This is a genomic window from Micromonospora costi (assembly GCF_003626655.1).
GTDB classification, from domain to species: domain Bacteria; phylum Actinomycetota; class Actinomycetes; order Mycobacteriales; family Micromonosporaceae; genus Micromonospora; species Micromonospora costi.
The window spans coordinates 741,898-761,390 of record NZ_RBAN01000001.1 but is presented as its reverse complement, the minus strand read 5'-3'; the positions used below and the strand labels follow the sequence as shown (position 1 = coordinate 761,390).

Annotated in this window: 17 protein-coding genes; 8 read left to right on the top strand and 9 right to left on the bottom strand. The window is 73.1% G+C overall.

All coding sequences use genetic code 11. The features are described from left to right. Positions 1-78 precede the first annotated feature (78 nt). The 6 genes from D7193_RS03435 to D7193_RS03410 all read left to right on the top strand — a co-directional run bounded on the left by D7193_RS03435 (position 79) and on the right by D7193_RS03410 (position 5,554). Complete coding sequence (locus D7193_RS03435; protein ID WP_091590425.1) at positions 79-315, top strand: HTH domain-containing protein; 237 nt, start codon at positions 79-81, stop codon at positions 313-315. Continuing rightward, positions 315-899: a Clp protease N-terminal domain-containing protein gene (locus D7193_RS03430; RefSeq protein ID WP_120777897.1), complete on the top strand. Its 585-nt coding sequence runs from the start codon at positions 315-317 to the stop codon at positions 897-899. The genes D7193_RS03435 and D7193_RS03430 overlap by 1 nt, the downstream gene beginning before the upstream one ends. Positions 900-1,058: 159 nt before the next feature. Continuing rightward, positions 1,059-2,066, top strand: a complete 1,008-nt coding sequence (locus tag D7193_RS03425) for a diacylglycerol/lipid kinase family protein (RefSeq protein ID WP_120777896.1) — start codon at positions 1,059-1,061, stop codon at positions 2,064-2,066. Beyond that, on the top strand, positions 2,059-3,060 hold the full coding sequence (locus D7193_RS03420) for a YihY/virulence factor BrkB family protein (RefSeq protein ID WP_120777895.1): 1,002 nt from the start codon (positions 2,059-2,061) through the stop codon (positions 3,058-3,060). The genes D7193_RS03425 and D7193_RS03420 overlap by 8 nt, the downstream gene beginning before the upstream one ends. Positions 3,061-3,143: 83 nt before the next feature. Then, positions 3,144-4,748, top strand: a complete 1,605-nt coding sequence (locus tag D7193_RS03415; RefSeq protein ID WP_120777894.1) for a phosphatase PAP2 family protein — start codon at positions 3,144-3,146, stop codon at positions 4,746-4,748. Between the two features lie 8 nt (positions 4,749-4,756). Beyond that, positions 4,757-5,554 (top strand): endonuclease/exonuclease/phosphatase family protein, encoded by a 798-nt coding sequence (locus D7193_RS03410; RefSeq protein ID WP_120777893.1) that lies wholly within the window; start codon positions 4,757-4,759, stop codon positions 5,552-5,554. Positions 5,555-5,774: 220 nt separating this feature from the next. On the opposite strand, the gene D7193_RS03405 is transcribed toward D7193_RS03410, so the two are convergent. Both D7193_RS03405 and D7193_RS03400 read right to left on the bottom strand, forming a co-directional pair. Continuing rightward, the gene (locus D7193_RS03405; protein WP_120777892.1) at positions 5,775-6,620 is read right to left on the bottom strand and encodes an alpha/beta fold hydrolase; all 846 of its coding nucleotides are present in this window, start codon (positions 6,618-6,620) and stop codon (positions 5,775-5,777) included. After that, entirely contained in the window at positions 6,617-7,579 is a 963-nt protein-coding gene (locus D7193_RS03400) for a TIGR03557 family F420-dependent LLM class oxidoreductase (protein WP_120777891.1), read from the bottom strand. Before D7193_RS03400 ends, D7193_RS03405 begins: the two co-directional genes overlap by 4 nt. Before the next feature lie 271 nt (positions 7,580-7,850). Here D7193_RS03400 and D7193_RS03395 point away from each other — a divergent pair, with 271 nt between their 5' ends. Beyond that, entirely contained in the window at positions 7,851-9,647 is a 1,797-nt protein-coding gene (locus tag D7193_RS03395; RefSeq protein ID WP_120777890.1) for a trypsin-like serine protease, read from the top strand. A 65-nt stretch (positions 9,648-9,712) separates the two neighbouring features. Here the strand turns inward: D7193_RS03395 and D7193_RS03390 are convergent, their stop codons facing one another. The 7 genes from D7193_RS03390 to D7193_RS03360 form a co-directional block, all read right to left on the bottom strand. Next, a complete protein-coding gene (locus D7193_RS03390; RefSeq protein WP_120777889.1) occupies positions 9,713-10,033 on the bottom strand; it encodes a DMT family transporter in 321 nt (106 codons plus the stop codon). A gap of 11 nt (positions 10,034-10,044) precedes the next feature. Beyond that, positions 10,045-11,316 carry an RNA polymerase sigma factor gene (locus D7193_RS03385; protein ID WP_120777888.1) on the bottom strand — a complete coding sequence of 424 codons (1,272 nt, stop codon included), beginning with the start codon at positions 11,314-11,316 and terminating at the stop codon, positions 10,045-10,047. 4 nt (positions 11,317-11,320) lie between these two features. After that, entirely contained in the window at positions 11,321-11,713 is a 393-nt protein-coding gene (locus D7193_RS03380) for a YciI family protein (protein ID WP_206611870.1), read from the bottom strand. A 115-nt stretch (positions 11,714-11,828) separates the two neighbouring features. Further along, positions 11,829-13,970 carry an alpha-galactosidase gene (locus D7193_RS03375; protein WP_120777886.1) on the bottom strand — a complete coding sequence of 714 codons (2,142 nt, stop codon included), beginning with the start codon at positions 13,968-13,970 and terminating at the stop codon, positions 11,829-11,831. After that, positions 13,967-14,881, bottom strand: a complete 915-nt coding sequence (locus tag D7193_RS03370; RefSeq protein WP_120777885.1) for a carbohydrate ABC transporter permease — start codon at positions 14,879-14,881, stop codon at positions 13,967-13,969. The genes D7193_RS03375 and D7193_RS03370 overlap by 4 nt, the downstream gene beginning before the upstream one ends. Next, positions 14,878-15,831 (bottom strand): carbohydrate ABC transporter permease, encoded by a 954-nt coding sequence (locus D7193_RS03365; RefSeq protein WP_120777884.1) that lies wholly within the window; start codon positions 15,829-15,831, stop codon positions 14,878-14,880. The genes D7193_RS03370 and D7193_RS03365 overlap by 4 nt, the downstream gene beginning before the upstream one ends. 21 nt (positions 15,832-15,852) lie before the next feature. Continuing rightward, positions 15,853-17,181 carry an ABC transporter substrate-binding protein gene (locus D7193_RS03360; RefSeq protein WP_120777883.1) on the bottom strand — a complete coding sequence of 443 codons (1,329 nt, stop codon included), beginning with the start codon at positions 17,179-17,181 and terminating at the stop codon, positions 15,853-15,855. A gap of 277 nt (positions 17,182-17,458) precedes the next feature. Between D7193_RS03360 and D7193_RS03355 the strand changes: the two genes are divergently transcribed. After that, on the top strand, positions 17,459-19,462 hold the full coding sequence (locus tag D7193_RS03355) for a beta-galactosidase (RefSeq protein WP_120777882.1): 2,004 nt from the start codon (positions 17,459-17,461) through the stop codon (positions 19,460-19,462). Positions 19,463-19,493 lie beyond the last annotated feature (31 nt).

Sequence of the window (19,493 nt, the reverse complement as noted above, 5' to 3'; positions counted from 1 at the left end):
CGGTGGCGGGCCGGTTCGCGCGCCACCCGTTGTCAACAAGGGTTGACAGGGGTGGCGTCGTCAACGTATGTTGACAGCATGAGTCAGGCGACGGAACTCGCGGCGGCCGCCGGCAGCACCGACCCCCGGGTCGGGCTCCGCGCCGTCCGCGCGCTGCGCCGGCTGCTCGAGCGGCTCGAGGTGGTCCAGGTGGACAACGCCCGTCGACAGGGCTGGTCCTGGCAGGAGATCGCCGACGCGCTCGAGGTCAGCCGGCAGGCGGTCCACAAGAAGCACGCCGGGCGACCGGCGGTCCCCACCTCCTGGGAGGCGTGATGTTCGAACGGTTCACGGACCGGGCCCGCGAGATCGTCCGCCGGGCCCGGGACGAGGCCCGGTCCGACGGGCAGCAACGACCGGTGGGCACCGAGCACCTGCTGCTCGCCCTGCTCGCCGACGAGGCCAGCCTCGCCAGCCGCGTGCTGGTCGAGGCCGGCGCCACCGCCGACGACCTGCGGGCCCGCGTCCGGCGGCACACCGAGGCCGGCGGCGCGGGCTTCGGCGACGCCGACGCGGCGGCGCTGCGCGAGATCGGCATCGACCTGGCCGCCATCGTGGCCCGCGTCGAGGAGGCCTTCGGCCCGGACGCGCTGCGGGAGGCGCTGCCCGAGCCCCGCCGCCGGTGGGGCCGGCGCCGCCGGCACAGCGGCGGCCCGTTCTCGCCCCGCTCGAAGAAGGTGCTGGAACTGTCGCTGCGCGAGGCCATCCGGCTGCGGCACAACCACATCGGCAGCGAGCACATCCTGCTCGGTCTGCTCCGCGAGGGCCACGGGCTGGCCGCGCTGGTGCTCACCGAGGCCGGGGTCGACCTCGACGACCTGCGCCGGCGGGTCGAGGCGGCGCTGCGCACCGCCGCCTGACACGACCCACGGGCGTCCGGCACCGTGGCCTGGCCGGCCCGACCGGCCCGGAGCCACGGCGCCGGACGCCGTACGGCTCGTTCAAACCTGTCTGTGGCACTTCCGACGGCACCCACGCCGCGACTCGCTCATCGGTGCCGGTTGCTGCACACTGACGCCGTGGATGCTGGACGGCCCGAGCGGCGACCCGCGGGAGGCGACGGCGGCCTGCGCTCCGCCGTGGTGGTCAACCCGGTGAAGGTGGCCGACCTCGCCGCGCTGCGGCGCACGGTCGACGAGACGCTCACCGCGGCCGGCTGGCCGCAGCCCCTGTGGTTCCAGACCACCGTCGAGGACCCGGGCCGGGGCCAGACCGAGCGGGCCCTCCAGGCCGGCGTCGACCTGGTCTTCGCCTGCGGCGGCGACGGCACCGTGATGTCCTGCGTCAGCGCCCTGGTCGGCACCGACGTGGCACTCGCCGTGCTGCCCCAGGGCACCGGCAACCTGCTCGCGGCCAACCTCGGGCTCTCCACCGACCTCGCCGCCGGGCTCCAGGTCGCCGTCGAGCGCGGCCGCCGGCTCCTCGACGTCGGCGAGGTGGACGGCCACTACTTCACCGTGATGGCCGGCATGGGCTTCGACGCCCAGATGCTCGCCGCCACCAGCGAGACGACCAAGGCGCGGATCGGCTGGCCCGCGTACGTGGTGGGCGCCGCGCGGCACCTGCGCGACCGCCCCATGCGGGTGTCGATCCGCGTCGACGACCGCCCGCCGGTGCGCCGCCGGGCCCGCTCGGTGCTGGTCGCCAACGTCGGGCGGCTCCAGGGCGGCATCCGGCTGCTCACCGAGGCCGAACCGGACGACGGCTGGCTGGACGTCGCCGTCCTCACCCCGCGCAACCTGCGGCACTGGCTCGAACTCGGCTGGGCCGTGATCCGCCGGCGCGGGCGGGTGCCCCGGATGGAGGTGCTCCGCGGCCGGCGCGTCGTCATCACCGCCACCCGCACCCAGCCCCGGGAACTCGACGGCGACCTCATCGCACCCGGCCGCCGGCTGCGCGCCGTGATCCGGCCCAGGGCGCTGTGGCTGTGCGTACCGCAGCCCGAACGCGCGCCGGACCTCGCCGTGGACGCCGAGGCCGCCGCCGAGCGGGGTGAGCAGCTGGTCGAGGAGGCGCGCCGTGAGTAGCACGCGGATGGTGCCGGAGACCCGGCTCATGGCCGACGAGGAGCTGTCCGCCGACGACGCCTGGCACACCCTGCGCCGGGAGGGCGGCTGGCACCTGCTGCGCGACGCGTTCATCCGGTTCCGCTACGGCGACGGGTTCAGCCACTCCCGGGCCTTCGCCCTGCAGCTCTGCCTCGCCGTGGTGCCGTTCCTCATCGCGCTCACCGGCCTCATCAGCGAACTGGGCGTGGAGGAGGGCGGCCAGGTCGTCGCCGACACCGTGCTCGCGCTCACCCCCGGCGCCAGCGAACCGGTGGTCGCCCAACTGCTCGGCGAGGGCGAGAGCACCGAGCGGGCCGGCGAGCTGGCGCTCTCGCTCGGCCTGCTCACCGGCCTGGTCGCGCTGACCACCACCATGGCCCAGATCGAGCGGGGCGCCAACCGGATCTACGGGGTGGAGCGCGACCGGCCGGCGCTCTGGAAGTACGTCCGGGCCGCCGTCCTCGCGGTCACCGCCGGCGTGCCCGCGCTCACCGGGTTCCTCATCCTGGTGGGCGGCGGGTCGATGGGCGAGTCGGTGCAGCGGCACTACGCGTGGGGCGAGTCCGTCGAGGGCGTCTGGAACGTCGTCCGCTGGCCGCTCAGCCTCGCGCTCACCGTGCTCGCCGTCGCCGTGCTGTTCCGGCACGCGCCCCGGCGCCGGCAACCCGGCCTGTCCTGGCTGTTCTTCGGCGCCGGCATCGCCACGGTGCTCTGGTGGCTCGCCAGCCTCCTGCTGGCCGCGTACGTGTACTACAGCGACGCGTTCGGTCAGACGTACGGCGCGCTCACCGGCATGATGGCCCTGTTGCTCTGGGCGAACCTGACCGGCATGGCGCTCTTCGGCGGGCTGGCCTTCGCCGCCCAGTTGGAGGCGCTGCGCATCGGGGTGCAGGAGCCGGCCCAGCCGGACCTGTGGGAGCCGGAGGTCGAACGCCCGGAGATCTTCGACACCGGGGAGATGACCTCGCTCTGACCGGCCCGCGGCGGAACCTCGCGTGTACGCCCGACGCCGATCGGGTAAAGCGCCTCGCCAGGGACGATGAGGGAGGTGCGGGGGTGACCGCGGTCAAAGAGGTGCTCCGGCGGCCGATCGGGCATTTCACCGAGCGGAGCGTCGCGGGGCTGCTGGTCGTCACGGGCGCCGGCGCGGCGTTCGGCCTGCTGCTCATGCTCGTCCGCTTCCACTGGGGCCCCCTGCAGCACGCCGACCGCGCGGTGGCCGCGTGGTTCAACGACCTCGTCGCGCCGCACGGCCCCCTGGTCACCGTGCTGCAGGCGGTCACCGACCTGGGTGGACGCCCGATCCTGATCTGGCTGGTGACCATCGCGGTGGTCGGCCTGCTGATCCGCCGGCAACCCCGGCTGGCCGTCTACCTCATCATCACGGGTGTCGGCGGCCTCATCCTCGACCCGTCGCTCAAGACGCTCGTCGGGCGGCTCCGGCCGGTGGTCGACGTCCCGGTGGCCAGCGCGCCGGGCAACAGCTTCCCCAGCGGCCACGCCCTGGGCTCGTTCGTCGCGTACGGGGCGCTGCTGCTGGTCTTCCTGCCGGCCCTGGCGCCCCGCTGGCGCAAGCCGGTCATCGCCCTGGTCGCCACGGACGTGGCCCTCGTGGGGCTGACCCGCATCGCGCTCGGCGTCCACTACGTCTCCGACGTGCTCGCCGGCTGGCTGCTCGGCGCGGCGTGGCTGGGCGTCACCGCGTACGCCTTCCGGCTGTGGCGGCGCGAGCGCGGCCGGCCGGTGCCGCCCCTGACCGAGGGACTGGAGCCGGAGGCGGGCCACGACATCGCCCCCGCCCCGGCCGAGGAGCACGTGCTCGAACACCCGCGCTCCGCGGTGGCCGAGCTGCTGGTCGGCTGGGTCCTGGTCTTCGGCGCGCTGTACGGCTTCGGCATGTACGTCAGCTTCCACGCCAAGGGGACGTTCCTGGCGACGCTCGACACCGAGGTCCCGCGCTGGTTCGCTGAGCGGCACACGGACACGTTGACCGACCTGAGCTGGTGGTGGAGCAAGTTCGGCGACACCCACGCGATCCTGTTGGTGTCGCTGGTGTTCTGCCCGCTGGTGCTCGCCGTGTGGCGGCGCTGGCGCCCGGTGCTCTTCGTGGCGCTGGCCATGTTCGGCGAGCTGAGCCTCTTCCTGGCCTCGGCGCGCGCCGTCGACCGGCCCCGCCCGCCGGTCGAGAACCTGGACGGCCCGATGCCCACCTCGTCCTTCCCGTCGGGGCACATCGCGGCGACCATCTGCCTCTACACGGCCATCGCGGTGCTCGTGATGGCCCGCACCGACCGCTGGTGGCGCTGGCTGACCGTCGTCCTCGCGGTGGTCATGCCCGTCGGGGTCGCCACCTCCCGGATGTACCGGGGCATGCACCACCCCACCGACTTCATGGGCGCGATCCTCCTCGCCGCGCTCTGGATCGGTCTGCTCTACTGGGTGATCCGCCCCAACGCCGACGTGCGCGAGGGCAACCGGCCGAGCATCGAGTCGGAGGACGTGTCCACGCTCGACGACGAGCTGGCCCGCGCCGCCCGTCCGGCTCCGGCCGTGGCGCAGAAGCCCCCGGCCGCCGCACAGATCTCCCCGGCCGCTCCGGCCGCCACGCAGACGTCCCCGGCCGCCACGCGGACGTCCCCGGCCGCCACGCGGACGGACTGAGGCGCGCCGTGCTGCGGGTGATGACCTGGAACATCCGTACCGGCGGCCGGGACGGCGACGGGTCCGACCGGCGGGACGCGATCGCCGAGGTCATCGACGGCCAGCGGCCGGACGTGCTGCTCCTCCAGGAGCTGCGGGGCTTCGAGGACCGGGTGCTGGCCCGGTTCGCCGACCGGCTGGGTCTGCGTCCGCACCGGGCCGGCAGCTGCCTGGGCCAGCCCGTGGCGGCGCTCGTACGCCCGCCGTTGCGCAGCCTCGCGGCGGGGCCGCTGCGCCGGCCGTTCCACCACGCGGCGGTCCGGGTGGTGCTGGCCACCGACGCCGGGCCGCTCACCGTGCTCGGCACGCACCTCAACCCGTACTCGGGCGGGTGGCGCCGGGTCGAGGTGGACTGGCTGGCACGGGCCGTCCGCCGGGCGCCGGGCGAGCTGGCCCTGGTCGGCGGCGACCTGAACAGCCTCGACCCGGCGACCGACCACACCGGGCGGCTCGGCCGGCTGCCGCCCGCGTACCGCCGCCGGCACCTGCGGCGGGACGGCCGCACGGTGGACACCCGGGCGGTCGGTGTGCTGCTCGCGGCCGGGCTGGTCGACCTGTACCGCGCCGCCGACGGGCCCGACGAGGGACTGACCGTGCCCACGCGGCACGGCGGCGCCGAGTTCAGCGGCATGCGGCTGGACTACCTGCTCGGCACCCCGGCGCTCGCCGGCCGGCTACGCGCGTGCCGGGTGGTCCGCGGCGGCGCCGCCGATCACGCCTCCGACCACTATCCCGTGGTGGCCGACGTGGCACTTGACCCGGCCTGAGCGCGCGCGGGCGCCGGCGTGCGACGGCGGCCCGGGATCGGCGCCGGGAGCTCAGAGCACCAGGTTGATCACGATGGTGAGCACCACCGAGGCGAGCACCGAGAAGAGGATCATCAGCAGGCAGCCGAGGCCGCCGCCGAGCGGGCGGATCTCCGTGTTGCCGATGCGCATGGCGCTCCCTTCGCGTCCGTCCGCCGGACGGCCTGATGTGGTGGACGATTCAGCGTGACGGGCCGAGCGGGACCGCCGCCGCGCCGAGCAGCCGGCGGATCGCGTCGGCGACCTCCGTTGGGGCGGTGGTGGCCACGTTGTGCGCCTCGCCCGGCACCACGAGCGTCCGGGCGTGCGGCACCAGACGGGCCACCTGCTCGCGCCAGGCCGCCGGCGCCACCGGGTCGCGCCCGCCGGTCACCACGAGGGTCGGCGCGGCGATCCGTGCCAGGTCCGCCTCGACCGAGTTGTGCACCGAGTGCGAGAGCGTGGCGAGGACCCGCCAGAGGCGGGCGTCCCACACGTCCCGCAGCAGGATGGGCGCCTGCGCCGTCGTCTCGCGCATGGTGTCCACGAGCCAACGCCCGACCTGGCCGCGCCGTGACCGGGCGGCCGGGTCACTGGTCGGCCCGGCCAGCACCAGCGCGCCGACCGCGGCCGGGTGCCGGGCCGCGAGCGCCGCGGCGACCTCCGCGCCGAACGAGTGCCCGAACACGCAGGCCGGGGGCAGCCGGTACGCGGCCAGCCAGGCGGCCAGGTGCGCGGCGTGCCGCGACACGTCGTACGCCTGGCCCGGTCGCTCGGTCAGGCCGAAGCCCGGCAGGTCCGGCACGTAGACCGGATGGGTGGCGGCCAGCGCGACGGCCAGCGGGGTGAGGTAGCGGTGCGAGACGGCCAGGCCGTGGACCAGCACGACGGGCGGCGCGCCGGTGCCCGGGTCTCCGCCGCGCCGGGTGTGCGTCCGCAGCCCGTCGACCAGGCGCCACTCGCTGGTGAGGCCGGCGGCCGGGCGGGGCGCGGCCAGCGCCAGCCGCAGTTCGGCGAGGGAGAACCGACCGGCCGGCGTCGGGGTCACAGCTCGCGGAGCCGGGGGAGCAGGTGCTCCTGCGCCCAGTCCAGGAACATCGGCTGGCTCTCGCCGCCGACCTGGAGCAGCGCCAGGTGGGTGAAACCGGCGTCGACGAACGCGCGGACCGCCTCGACGTGCCGGTCGACGTCGGGGCCGCAGGGTATCCCCTCGGCCACGTCCTCCTCGCGGACGAACTGCGTGGCGGCGGCGAACGACTCCGGCCCCGGCAGATCCGCGTTGACCTTCCAGCCCATCCCGAACCAGCGGAACTGGTCGTGCACGATCTTGCGGCACTCGGCCTCGTCCGGGCCGTAGCAGATGGCCACCTGGCCGTAGCGCGGCCGGCCCGCGCCGCCCGCGTCGTCGTAGAGCTGGATGATGCGCCGGTCCGGCTCGGTCGAGATCATCCCGTCGCCGTACTCCGCGGCCAGGGTCGCCGACTGCGGGCCGGAGGCCGCGACCGCCATGGGCACCGGCGCGTCCGGGCGGTCCCAGACGTACGCGTCCGGCACGTCGAAGTGGTTGCCGGAGAAGGTCAGGGTCTCCCCGTTGAGCAGCGGGCGGATGATCTGCAACGCCTCCTCGAACATCTCGTGCCGCTGCTGCACGTGCGGCCAGCCCCCGACCACGTGCTCGTTGAGGTTCTCCCCGGCGCCCAGGCCCAGCGTGAACCGGCCGTCCGACAGCACCCCCACGGTGCTCGCCTTCTGCGCCACGACGGCCGGGTGGTAACGACGGATCGGGCAGGTCACGAAGGACATCAGCTCGACCCGGGACGTGGCGTGCGCGACCGCGCCGAGCACCGACCAGGCGTACGGGGAGTGCCCCTGCGAATCCAGCCAGGGGTAGTAGTGGTCGGAGACGACGAGCTGGTCGAAGCCGGCCGCCTCCGCCCGTACGGCGTGGTCGACCAGGTGCTTCGGGCCGGCCTGCTCGCACATGAGGGTGTAGCCGACGCTGACCATGACGCCTCTCCTTCCGACCCGACGGATCCTCCCCGGATACCCCGTCGCGCCGCGGTCAACCCTCACGTCCGGTCGACGGCCGACGCGTCGAGGTCGATCGAAAGGCGGCGATGCTACGTCCGTCTCGGCAAGCGGCACAAGACATCGATGATGTGGGATAGGCCACCGGTGGGCGGGCGGCGGGTGAACTCGCCGATATCTAAGGTGATCGTCCTGCGGACGCTCCGGGTGAGCGCGCCGTCACTTTCCATCGAGGACGCGGGGGACCGGAATGCCATCGACACGTCACCGACGAGCGCGCCGAGCGGCCGCGCTGCTCACCCTGGCCGTGGCCGCGGGGCTCCTCGCCGCCCCGCCCGCGCAGGCCGTCGGCGGCGGGGACGCCGTCACCGACGGGGTGTACGCCTTCGCCGCGAAGGTCGATGTGGGGCCCGGGGACCGCTCGTGCAGCGGCGCGCTGGTCGACCCGTGGTGGGTGCTGACCGCCAGGAGTTGCTTCAGCTTCGACGGTCAGGCCGTCGTCGAGGGCAGCCCCACCAAGCCGACCACCGTCACGGTGGGCCGCCCGGACCTCACGTCGTCGGGCGGAGCGGTCGTGCCGGCGTTCCGGGTCGTGCCGCATCCCGACCGGGACGTCGTCCTCGTCCGGCTGTCCCGCCGGGTCGACGTGACGCCGGTGGCGCTGGGCGCCGCGCCCACCGTCGGTGAGGGGCTCACCGTCGCCGGCTTCGGCCGTACGGCCACCGAGTGGGTGCCGGACCAGTTGCACGCCGGTCCGTTCACCGTCCGGGCGGTCGGGGCGTCCACGCTGGACATCCTCGGCGACGGGCAGGGCAGCGTCTGCCGGGGTGACCTCGGCGGCCCCACCGTGCGGGTGGTGGGTGGCCGGCCGCAGCTCGTCGGCCTGCACCGCAGCTCGTGGCAGGGCGGCTGCCTCGGCGAGACGGAGACCCGCCGCGACGCGGTCGACACCCGGGTCGACGATCTCGGGCCGTGGTTGACGGCGACCATGCCGCAGGGTGTTTCCACCGACCCGTACGTCGACGTCAACTTCCTGTACGTCTACGCCAACGGCGACATCGCGCCGCAGACCTTCCCCGCGAGCGCGACGGGCGGCTTCGCGCATCCCGTGAGCGAGTGGAAGGGCGGGGCCGGGGCGTACGCGCCCGACCGGGTGAAGGTGGCCAACGACGACTTCGACGGCGACGGGATCAACGACGTCGCCGTGCTCTCCACCCGCACCGACGGCAGCTTCGCCCTCGACACGTTCGTCACCCGCCCCGACGGGAAGTACGGCCCGCCCATCCGGTCCTGGACGGCCGCCAGCAGCTGGGGCCACCTCAGCAGCGTGAAGCTGATCTCCGGGGACTTCAACGGCGACGGCCGCGCCGACCTGAGTGGCTTCTACGGGTACGCGGCCGGCGACGAGGCGTGGATCAACTGGTTCTCCCGGCCGGACGGCGGATTCCAGTCGCCCATCCAGGCGTGGCGCTCGTCCGCCTTCGGCCAGTGGTCCAGCACCTCGGTCTTCGCGGCGGACGTCGACGGCGACGGCCGGGACGACGCGAACCTCTTCTACGCGTACGCCACCGGAGCCATGGCGGTGATCACGTGGCCGGGACGGGCCGACGGCATGTTCACCACGAGCTACACCTCCTGGTCGCGTCCGGCGGACAAGCCGTTCGGCTCGCTCTCGTCGATGAAGCTGGCGGACGGCGACTTCAACGGCGACGGCCGTGGCGACGTGGCCGCGCTCTACGGCTACGCCGACGGGCACCTGGGTCTGTTCACCTGGACCGCGAAGGCGGACGGCCACTTCAACGAGCCGCTCGGTTCATGGACCTCGACCACGTTCGGGCAGTTCACCAGCATCAAGCTGGTCTCGGGCGACCACAACGGCGACCGGCGGAGCGACCTGGCGGCGCTCTACCGGTACGCCGACGACAGCCTCGGCATGCACACGTTCGTCTCGACGGCCGCGGGCAGCTTCAACCCCCCGGTCGGCTCGTGGCGCGTCGAGCGTGGCGTGTACGGCTGGTGGCCGAGCATGAAGATGGACGGCGAGTGACGGTCGTCGCGTGACGGCGTTCCCCTCCGGTCGGCCCTGGGCGGAGGGGAACGCTCACGAGCCGGTCAGTGCGCGCCGTTGAGGTTGACGATGACCACGCCCGCGATGATCAACGCGATGCCGGCGAGCTTCACCGCGCCGACCGGCTCGCCGAGGAAGACCGCGCCGATCGCCACGATGGTCGCCGTGCCCAGGCCCGACCAGAGGGCGTACGCGACGCCGACGGGGATCTGCTTCACCGCCTGCGCCAGCAGGACGAAGGCCAGCCCGTAGCCGGCGAGGCAGGCGACGGTCGGCCAGAGCCGGGTGAAGCCGGCGGTGGCCTTGAGCAGGCTGGTGGCCGCCACCTCCGCCGCGATCGCGATGCCCAGCAGGACGTATGCCATGTCGTACCTCGTCAGTCGTCGGTCGGCGGGGCGTCCGGCGCGGCGAGGCGAGCGGCGCGCATGGTCAGGTACCGCTGTTCCGGCACGCTGTTGGTACGCGCGGCCGCGGCCCGGTAGTCGTCCACCGCGCTCGTCCGGTCGCCGGCCATCTCGTGCAGGTGGGCGCGGGCGGCGTACAGCCGGTGGTGCCCCGCCAGGCGGGGATCGTCGGCGAGGTCCGCGAGGGCGGCCAGGCCGGCGACCGGCCCGTGCACCATGGCGGTGGCGACCGCGCGGTTCAGCGCCACCACCGGGCTCCCCGACTGCCCCTCCAGGATCCCGTAGAGCGCGAGGATCTGCGGCCAGTCGGTCTCCTCCGCCGACGCCGCCTCGTCGTGCAGCGCGGCGATGGCCGCCTGGAGCTGGTACGGGCCGACCGGCCCGCGCGGCAGCGCGCGGGTGACCAGGGCGACGCCCTCCGCGATCGCGGCCGCGTCCCACCGGCTGCGGTCCTGGTCGGCCAGCGAGATCAACTCGCCGGACGGGCCGGTCCGCGAGGGGGCGCGCGCCTCGGTGAGCAGCATGAGCGCCAGCAGCCCGGCGGTCTCGCTGTCGTCGGGCAGCCGCTCGTGCAGCGCCCGGGTGAGCCGGATCGCCTCCGCCGAGAGGTCCACCCGGTGCAGGTCGGGGCCGGCGCTGCTCGTGTGGCCCTCCGTGAAGATCAGGTAGAGCACGTGCCGGACGGCGGCCAGCCGGGCGGCCAGGTCCGCCCGCTCGGGCATCCGGAACGGCACCTCGGAGGCGCGGATCCGCTGCTTGGCCCGGCTGATCCGCTGGGCCATCGTGGCCTCGGGCACCAGGAAGGCGTGGGCGATCTCGGCGGTGCTCAGGCCGCCGACGGCGCGCAGGGTCAGCGCGATGGCCGACGCGGGCGACAGCGCCGGGTGGCAGCAGAGGAAGAGCAGGATCAGGGTGTCGTCCCGGTCGGCGGCGAGCTGCTCGTCCGCACCCGGCGCGGTCTGCCGGTCGTCCGGCTCGCGCCGGGCCGCCAGGTCCTCCCGCCGCCGCCGGGCGGTCTCGTTGCGGACGAGTTCGACCATCCGCCGGTACGCGACCTGGATCAGCCAGCCCCGCGGGTTCCCCGGCACGCCCTCGGCCGGCCACTGCGTGGCCGCGGCCAGCAGCGCCTCCTGCACGGCGTCCTCGGCGGTGGCGAAGTCACCGAAGCGGCGGGCGAGCACGCCGAGGACCTGCGGCGCCAGGTCGCGCAGCAGGTCCTCGGTGCGTCGGTCGGTGGAGGTCAGCCGTTCACAGCTCCTGGGGCGGGGCGGACATCACCGGGTGCACCTCGATCGGCATGTTCAGCGGCCGGCCGCCGGGGCCGGGAGCGGTGGAGATGTGCGCGGCGATCTCGACCGCCCGTTGCGGCGTCTCGCAGTCCACGATCCACCAGCCGGCGAGGAACTCCTTAGTCTCGGCGAACGGGCCCTCGGTGACCACGGGCGCGCCGTTCTCGTCGGCCCGGACGATCCGCGCCTGCTGCGGGCCGCCCAGGCCCTCGCCCTGGACCCACTCCCCGTCGGCGGTCAGCTTCGCGTTGACCTCCCCCATGAACGCGATGTGCGCCCGGATCTCCTCCGGCGTCCAGGTGTCGATGGGCGGGAAGTCGGTCCCGGCGGCACTGAACTGCATCAGCAACATGTACTTCACGATGGGCTCCTCACGCCTGCGCACCCCATTCTCGGTGCTCTCACCCTGAGGTAGAAGCAGGCACGGTCTTCTCGACATGCCCGGCCAACTTTTTTCCGCCGATCTCTCAGTCGAGCGCGGTGACCTCCAGCAGCAGCGCCTGCTCCGGGTGCAGGGCGGGTGCCTGGAGGCCCACCCGCGCCAGCGCCGCGCCGGTGAGCGTCGCCCCGGACGCGAGCCACCCCGGCTCCGACCGTTGCACGGTCGCGGGCGCCGGCACGCCCTCGGCCGGCCGCACGGCGTAGCGACGTGCCGGGTCGAGGCCGGGCAGCCGCACCGGCCCGGGTACCTCGGCCACCGAGGTGGCGAGCCGGCTCACCGCGTACACCGCCCGGGAGCCGTCGTGGGCGACCACGCCGTGCGCCCAGACGGCCGGGTCGGGGTGGTCGACCCGGACCACGCGACCGCCGTGCAGCAGTGGGCGCAGCCGCTTGTGCGCCGCCACCCAGGCGGCCAGCTCGGCCCGCTCGGCCGGGCTGATCGAGGAGATGTCCCACTCGATGCCGTAGTGGCCGAACAGCGCGGTGGTGGCCCGGAAGCCGAGGTCGTGCACGCGGTGGGTGGTGTGCGAACGCTCCGGGCCGATGTGGCTGCCCACCAGCTCCGGCGGCAGCAGCAGGCCGGTCCAGCGCTGGATGGCGAGGCGTTCCAGGGCGTCGTTGCAGTCGCTGGCCCAGACCCGGTCGGTGCGGGCCAGGATCTCCAGGTCGACGCGGGCGCCGCCGGACGCGCAGCTCTCGATCTCCACGGCCGGGTGCCGGCGGCGCAGCTCGTCGAGGAGCCGGTAGACGGCCTCGGTCTGCGCGTGCACGCCGGGGCGGCCCCGGTGGCCGGCCTCGGTGAGGTCCCGGTTGTGGTCCCACTTGAGGTAGCCGATCCCGGGGTTCTCGTTGAGCAGCGCGTCCAGCCGGTCGAGCAGGTACGCGTACGCCTCCGGGTGGGCCAGGTCGAGCACCTGCTGGTTGCGCCACGGCGGCGGCATCCGTCCGGGGGCGGCGAGCACCCAGTCGGGGTGGGCGCGGAACAGGTCCGAGTCGGGGTTGACCATCTCCGGCTCGACCCAGAGGCCGAACTCGAGCCCGAGCTTCGTGACGTGCGTGACGAGGGGGTGCAGCCCGTCGGGCCAGACGTCCTCGTCCACGTACCAGTCGCCGAGCCCGGCCGTGTCGGCCCGCCGCCCCCGGAACCAGCCGTCGTCGAGCACGAACCGTTCGACGCCCACCTCGGCCGCCTGGTCGGCCAGGGCCCGCAGCCGGTCCAGGTCGTGGTCGAAGTAGACCGCCTCCCAGACGTTGAGGGTGACCGGCCGGGGCGAGCGGGGATGCCGCGGCCGGGCCCGCAGGTGCGTGTGCAGGGCGTCGCTGAGCCCGTCCAGCCCGGCGTCGGACCAGGCCGCGTAGAGCAGGGGAGAGGCGTACGACGCGCCGGGTCCGAGCACCACCTCGCCCGGTGCGAGCAGTTCGCCGCCGCCGAGGGTGGCCTGGCCGGTGGGCCGGCGTTCGGCGAGGGTGACGTGGTCGCCGCTCCACGCCGTGTGCACGGCCCAGACCTCGCCGTGCCCGAAGCCGAAACCGGCGGTGCCCGCCACGAGCAGCAGCGTGGCGTCGTGGCCGGTGCGGCCGTGCCGGCCCTCCCGGACCCAGGTGCCCATCGGCCACGGGTGCCGCTGCGGGGACCGTTCCCGGCACCACCGGCCGGTCAGGTCGAGCAGTTCGGTGGCGACGGCCGGCACCGGCAGCACGGGGGTCAGCTCGCGCAGCTCGTACGGGGTGTCGCCGTCGTTGCGCAGCCGGTGGCGCAGCACCAGCAGGCCGGTCGGGTCGAGGGTGAGTTCCACGGTCAGCGACAGCCCGGCGCCGGGGTCGGAGGCCCGGACCGCGACCCGGGCGGGGGACGCGTCGTCGGCGGGGTCGTCGACGTCGAGGCCGTCCAGCCGGAACGCCGTGGACCAGTCGGCGCGGTCGCGGTGCCCGGCCAGCGCGGGGCGGCCGCTCCACCCGGCGCTCGCCTCGGGCAGCAGGGAGAGCACCGTGGGGGCGTCGAAGCTGCTCGGCACCACCGGCGGCACGGTCGCGGCGGCGAGCTGCCGCAGGCCGTCGTCGTCGAGGTCGCCGACGTCGCCACCCCAGTGCACGACCCGGGGCAGGCCCGGGCCGCGCGCGTCGAGCACGAGGCTGGTACGCGCGCGGCGCAGGTGCAGCAGACTCATCCTTTGCTCGCTCCCAACGTCAGGCCCCGGACGAAGTGCCGCTGGAGCAGGAAGAAGATGACCAGGGTGGGGATCGCGACCAGAACGCTGCCAGCCGAGACCAGGTTGTTGTCGGTGAAGAACTCGCCACGGAGGTTGTTCAGCGAGCTGGTCACCGGGAACTTGTCGCCGGTGCGCATGAGCACGGTGGCCCAGAAGAACTCGTTGTAGATCCAGGTCACCTCGAGGGTGGCCAGCGCGGCCAGGGCGGGCCGGCACAGGGGCATGGTGACCTGCCAGTACTGCCGCCAGACGCTCGCGCCGTCGACCATGGCCGCCTCGTACAGGTCGCGCGGCAGGGCCTTCATGTAGTTGCTCAGCACGAAGACGCAGAAGCCGCACTGGAACGCGACGTTGACCAGGATCAGGCCCCAGTAGCTGTCGTACAGCAGCTCCGAGTCGCTCATGAAGGCCGGCAGCGGCACCTCGGTGAAGAGCCGGAACAGCGGAATGAGCAGGGCCTGCTGGGGGAGCAGGTTGGCCGCGGTGAACAGGCCGAGCAGCACCACGTTGAGTTTCCAGCTGAACCGGGCGATGACGAACGCCACGCAGGACGCGAGGAACAACGTCAGCAGGACGGCCGGGACCGTGATGTAGACGGAGTTGAGGAAGTGCTTGCCGAACTCGGCGCTCCGCCAGGCGGTGACGTAGTTGTCGATGGTCCAGCCGCCGAACGAGACGTACCCGTGGCTCGCCGTGTACTCGTACGAGCGCAACGAGGTGAGGACGGCCCAGAGGATCGGGAAGAGCCAGCCGACCGCCACCGCGACGAGGAAGACGTGCAGCACCACCCGCTGCGGGGTGAGCCGCCGTCGCGGCTGTTGCGGGGCGTCGTCGGTGACCGGCGGCCGCGTCAGGGTGCTGGTGGTCATCGGTCCTCCCGCATCACGGTGGCCAGGTAGATGGTGATGAACACCAGGGAGACGACCAGCATGATGGTCGCCAGCGCGGAGCCGAAGCCGATGCGGCTCGCCTCGCCCACGACGTTCTGGGTGACGAGGGCGGAGAGCAGTTCGAGCCCGTTGCGTCCCTTGTTGACGACCCAGACGAGATCGAACGCGCGCAGCGACTCGATGACCGTGACCACCAGCACGATGATGTTGATCGGCCGCATGACCGGGAAGACCACCCGGAAGAACGTGTTCACCTCGGAGGCGCCGTCGACGGCAGCGGCCTCGCGCAGTGACGGGTCGACGCCCTTCAGCCCGGCGAGGTAGAGCAGCATGATGTAGCCGACGTGCCGCCAGCCGGACGCGACCATGACCGCCCAGATGTTCACCCCGGGGTCGCCGTACCAGTCGACGTCGGAGCCGAGCACCGCGTTGAGCAGGCCCTGGTCGCGGGAGTAGATGAGCTGCCAGACGAAGCCGATCAGCGCCAGCGAGAGCACCACCGGCAGGTAGAGGGCGGTCTGGTAGAACCGGCTGCCGCGCAGCTCCTTGTCGAGGAGTACGGCCAGGAACATGCCGAACGGCGTGGCCACCACGAACAGCGCCGCGAGCCACAGCAGGTTGTGCTGCACCGCGGGTACGAACGGCGGGTAGATGTTCACCACGTCGCTGTAGTTGCGGCCGCCGACGAAGTCGATGTCGCCCAGCGGGCCGATGCCGTCCCAGTTCGTGGTGGACAGCGCCACGGTGGCCAGCGCCGGCAGCCACACGAGGGCCGAGACGAGCAGCAGCGGGACGAGCACCATCAGCGTGATCACCACGCGGTCGGTGCGGGACAGGAGCCGTAGCCGGCGGCCGCGACCACGCGTGGTGGTGGTCGCGGCCGGCGGTTCCACGGCGCGATCCGCTTGGATCAGGGGCAGGTCGGACATAGTGTCCTCCCCCTCTCGCCGTCAGCTCGTAAAGATCGACTTCTTCTGGTTCTCGATGCTGGTCAGCAGCCCGCCGATGTCCGTCGGGTCCTTGATGAACTGCTGCAGGGCCGGGATGATCACCGTCGAGGCGAAGTCCGGCCGGGTGTCCCGGTCGAGGAACTGCGCGATCTCGGTGGCCGAGCCGACCAGCTCCGCCGCCTTCTTCTGGAGGGCGCTGTAGCCGCTGGTGTCCGCGCCGGTGTTGGCGACCAGGGTGCCGGGGTCGGTCTTCACCGAGATGTTGCCCGCGTCGACGCCGCCGATGTACTCCAGCAGCTTCTTGGCGTTCTCCTCGGACTTCGGCTTGCGCGCCATCATGTAGCCGTCGATGGGCGCGTCGAGGGCCTTGGCCCCGATGGTCGAGTCGATCTCCGGGAAGGTGAAGAAGTCGATGTCGTCCTGCTCGTCGGCGTTGAACTGCTGCGCCACGAAGAGGCCGAGCAGGTACATGCCGCTCTTCTTCTGCTGCAGCGACTGGGCGGCCTCCTGCCAGGTGCGGCCGAGGGAGTCCGGCTGGTGCAGCGGCAGCAGCCCGGCCCAGGTGTCGAAGACCTTCTTCACCTTGTCGGACGTCCACGACTCCTTGCCGGCCATGAGGTCGACGTGGAACTGGTACCCGTTGATCCGCAGGTTGAGGATGTCGAACGTGCCCATGGCCGGCCAGCCGTCCTTGTCGGCGAAGGCGATCGGGACGAGGCCGTCCCTCTTCATCTGCGCGCCGAGGGTGTTGAACTGGTCGAGGGTCGTGGGCACCTGGTAGCCGTGCTGCTGCCAGACCGACTTGCGGTAGAAGACCGCCCACGGGTAGTAGGAGAACGGCACGAAGTACTGCTTGCCGTCGTCGCCGGTCGAGGCCTTCTTGAAGGCGTCGGAGAATCCGGAGAGCTTGCCCCAGACGTCGGACACGTCACCGGCCAGGCCGCGGGCGGCGAAGAACCGCATCCGGTAGCCGGCGAACCAGGTGAACACGTCGTCCGGCTTGCCCTGCAGGTAGTTGTTGATGTTCTCCTGGAACGTGTTGTGGTCGACGGTGTTGATCGCGACCTCGACGCCGGAGGAGGTCTTGAACGCGGCGGACACCTTGGCGAGGACGTCCTTCGGCGTGGGGTCGGACGCGTTCGAGCCCATCGACACCGTCTTGCCTCCGGAACCGCCGGAGTCGGAGTCGCCGCAGCCGGCGAGGAGGCCCGTGCCGAGCAGGGCGCTCGCGCCGGCCGCGCCGGCGAGCAGCGAGCGACGGTTGAGGCCGGCGACGGATGGCGGTACGAGTCTGGCCAGGTACTCGGCTTGGGTACGGGGACGGGACATGGATCCTCCTGCGGATGAAGAGGTGCGCTGCGCCCGAGGGCCGTCGGGGGTGGGGGCCGGTGCTCGTGATCGCACATCGGGATCCACCGTGAATCCACATTGGCAAACACGAACTGCCAGTGGCGCCTCAAGCTACCCGTCCGGGCCGTCCTGTCAAGAGGGCAGCCAGAGACCGATAACCCAGTCGTGACAGGGCTGTTATCAGGTAAACGTTGGAAAGACCGTCGATGTTGGAAACTGTTGACTTAATCGATCGGTAGGGGCACGCTCTGCTGCCATGCGGCGATGGCAGGGCGACCAGATCTTCTTCGGCGGTGACTACAACCCGGAGCAGTGGCCCGAGGAGACCTGGGCCGAGGACGTCGAGCTGATGCGCCGGGCGGGGGTCAACCTCGTCTCGGTCGGCATCTTCTCCTGGGCCCTGCTCGAACCGTCCCCCGGCCGGTACGAGTTCGCCTGGCTCGACCGCGTGCTCGACCTGCTGCACGCCGGTGGCATCGGCGTCGACCTCGCCACCGCCACAGCGAGCCCGCCCCCGTGGCTGGCGCAAGCACACCCCGAGACGCTGCCGCGCCGTGCCGACGGCACCGTCCTCTGGCCCGGCGGGCGGCAGGCGTACTGCCCCAGCTCGCCGGTCTTCCGCGAGCGCTCGCTGGCCCTCGTGGAGGCGGTCGCCGGCCGGTACGCCGCGCACCCGGCCGTCGTGATGTGGCACGTGTCCAACGAACTCGGCTGCCACAACGTGCACTGCTACTGCGACGTGAGCGCCGAGGCGTTCCGGGTCTGGCTACGGGAGCGGTACGGCGACCTGGACGCGCTCAACGCCGCCTGGGGCACCGCGTTCTGGAGCCAGCGCTACGGCGACTGGGCCGAGATCAACCCGCCGCGCACCGCCCCGACGTTCGCGAACCCCACCCAGCAGCTCGACTTCCTGCGCTTCTCCTCGGACGAGCAGCGCGCCCAGCTGCGCGCCGAACGCGAGGCGCTGCGCGGGCTGGTCACCCAGCCGGTGACCACGAACTTCATGATCGGCACGGGGGTCAAGTACCTCGACTACCACTCCTGGGCCGGCGACGTGGACCTGGTCGCCAACGACCACTACCTGACCGCCGCCGACCCCCGCGCGCACGTCGGGCTGGCGCTCGCGGCCGACCACACGCGGGGCGTGGCGGGTGGCGAACCCTGGCTGCTCATGGAGCACTCCACGAGCGCGGTCAACTGGCAGCCGCGCAACGTGGCGAAGACGCCGGGGCAGCTGCGCCGCAACAGCCTCGCGCACGTGGCCCGCGGCGCCGACGGCGTGCTGTTCTTCCAGTGGCGGGCCTCCCGCGCGGGCGCGGAGAAGTTCCACTCGGCGCTGGTGCCCCACGCCGGGCCGGACACCAAGGTGTTCCGCGAGGTGTGCCGACTCGGCGCGGACCTCGGCGCCCTCGCCGAGGTCCGGGGCAGCCGGGTGGACGCCGAGGTGGCGATCCTGTTCGACTACGAGGCGTGGTGGGGCGTCGAGCTGGACTCCCACCCCAGCGTCGACGTCACCTACGCCGACCGGCTCACGGCGCTCTACGACGCGCTCTGGCGGGCCGGCATCACCGCCGACGTCGTGCACCCGTCGGCCGACCTCGGCCGCTACCGGCTCGTCGTGGCTCCCACCCTCTACCTGGTGCGCGACGCCGACGCCGACGCGCTGCGCCGGTTCGTCGAGGCCGGCGGCACCGCGCTCGTCACGTACTTCAGCGGCATCGTCGACGAGAACGACCACATCCGGCTGGGCGGCTATCCCGGGGCGTTCCGGGAGCTGCTCGGCGTGCGGACGGAGGAGTTCTTCCCGCTGCGCGCCGGCGAGCAGGTCCGCCTCGACGACGGCGCCACCGCCGACGTGTGGACCGAGTGGCTGCACCCGGAGGGCGCCGAGGTGCTCGCCTCGTACGCCGACGGGCCGCTGCCCGGTGTGCCCGCCGTGACGCGGCACGCGGTCGGCACGGGCGCGGCCTGGTACCTGGGCACCCGGCTCGACCAGGCCGCCACCGACCGGCTGGTGGCCCGGATCGTGGCGGAGGCCGGCGTCCGGCCCGCCGCCGCGGTCGAGCCCGGGGTGGAGGTGGTCCGGCGCCGCGACGCGGAGCGGAGCTGGCTGTTCGTCGTCAACCACACCGACGCCCCGGCGCGGCTCGCCGCCTCCGGCGTGGAGCTGCTCACCGGCGAGCGGTGCGACGGTGAACTGGTGGTGCCCGCCGGCGAGGTGGCGGTGGTCCGGGAGGATGGCGCCGCGGCGTCGGCCTGAGTTCCCGACGGCACGGATCGAAGGAGGTGTG

Excerpts from the sequence above, each read along its gene's own strand:
- D7193_RS03365 (WP_120777884.1), bottom strand. The coding sequence starts at position 15,831 with ATGTCCGACCTGCCCCTGATCCAAGCGGATCGCGCCGTGGAACCGCCG.
- D7193_RS03370 (WP_120777885.1), bottom strand. The coding sequence starts at position 14,881 with ATGACCACCAGCACCCTGACGCGGCCGCCGGTCACCGACGACGCCCCG.
- D7193_RS03390 (WP_120777889.1), bottom strand. The coding sequence starts at position 10,033 with ATGGCATACGTCCTGCTGGGCATCGCGATCGCGGCGGAGGTGGCGGCC.
- D7193_RS03395 (WP_120777890.1), top strand. The coding sequence starts at position 7,851 with ATGCCATCGACACGTCACCGACGAGCGCGCCGAGCGGCCGCGCTGCTC.
- D7193_RS03400 (WP_120777891.1), bottom strand. The coding sequence starts at position 7,579 with ATGGTCAGCGTCGGCTACACCCTCATGTGCGAGCAGGCCGGCCCGAAG.
- D7193_RS03360 (WP_120777883.1), bottom strand. The coding sequence starts at position 17,181 with ATGTCCCGTCCCCGTACCCAAGCCGAGTACCTGGCCAGACTCGTACCG.
- D7193_RS03430 (WP_120777897.1), top strand. The coding sequence starts at position 315 with ATGTTCGAACGGTTCACGGACCGGGCCCGCGAGATCGTCCGCCGGGCC.
- D7193_RS03355 (WP_120777882.1), top strand. The coding sequence starts at position 17,459 with ATGCGGCGATGGCAGGGCGACCAGATCTTCTTCGGCGGTGACTACAAC.
- D7193_RS03380 (WP_206611870.1), bottom strand. The coding sequence starts at position 11,713 with ATGTTGCTGATGCAGTTCAGTGCCGCCGGGACCGACTTCCCGCCCATC.
- D7193_RS03375 (WP_120777886.1), bottom strand. The coding sequence starts at position 13,970 with ATGAGTCTGCTGCACCTGCGCCGCGCGCGTACCAGCCTCGTGCTCGAC.
- D7193_RS03435 (WP_091590425.1), top strand. The coding sequence starts at position 79 with ATGAGTCAGGCGACGGAACTCGCGGCGGCCGCCGGCAGCACCGACCCC.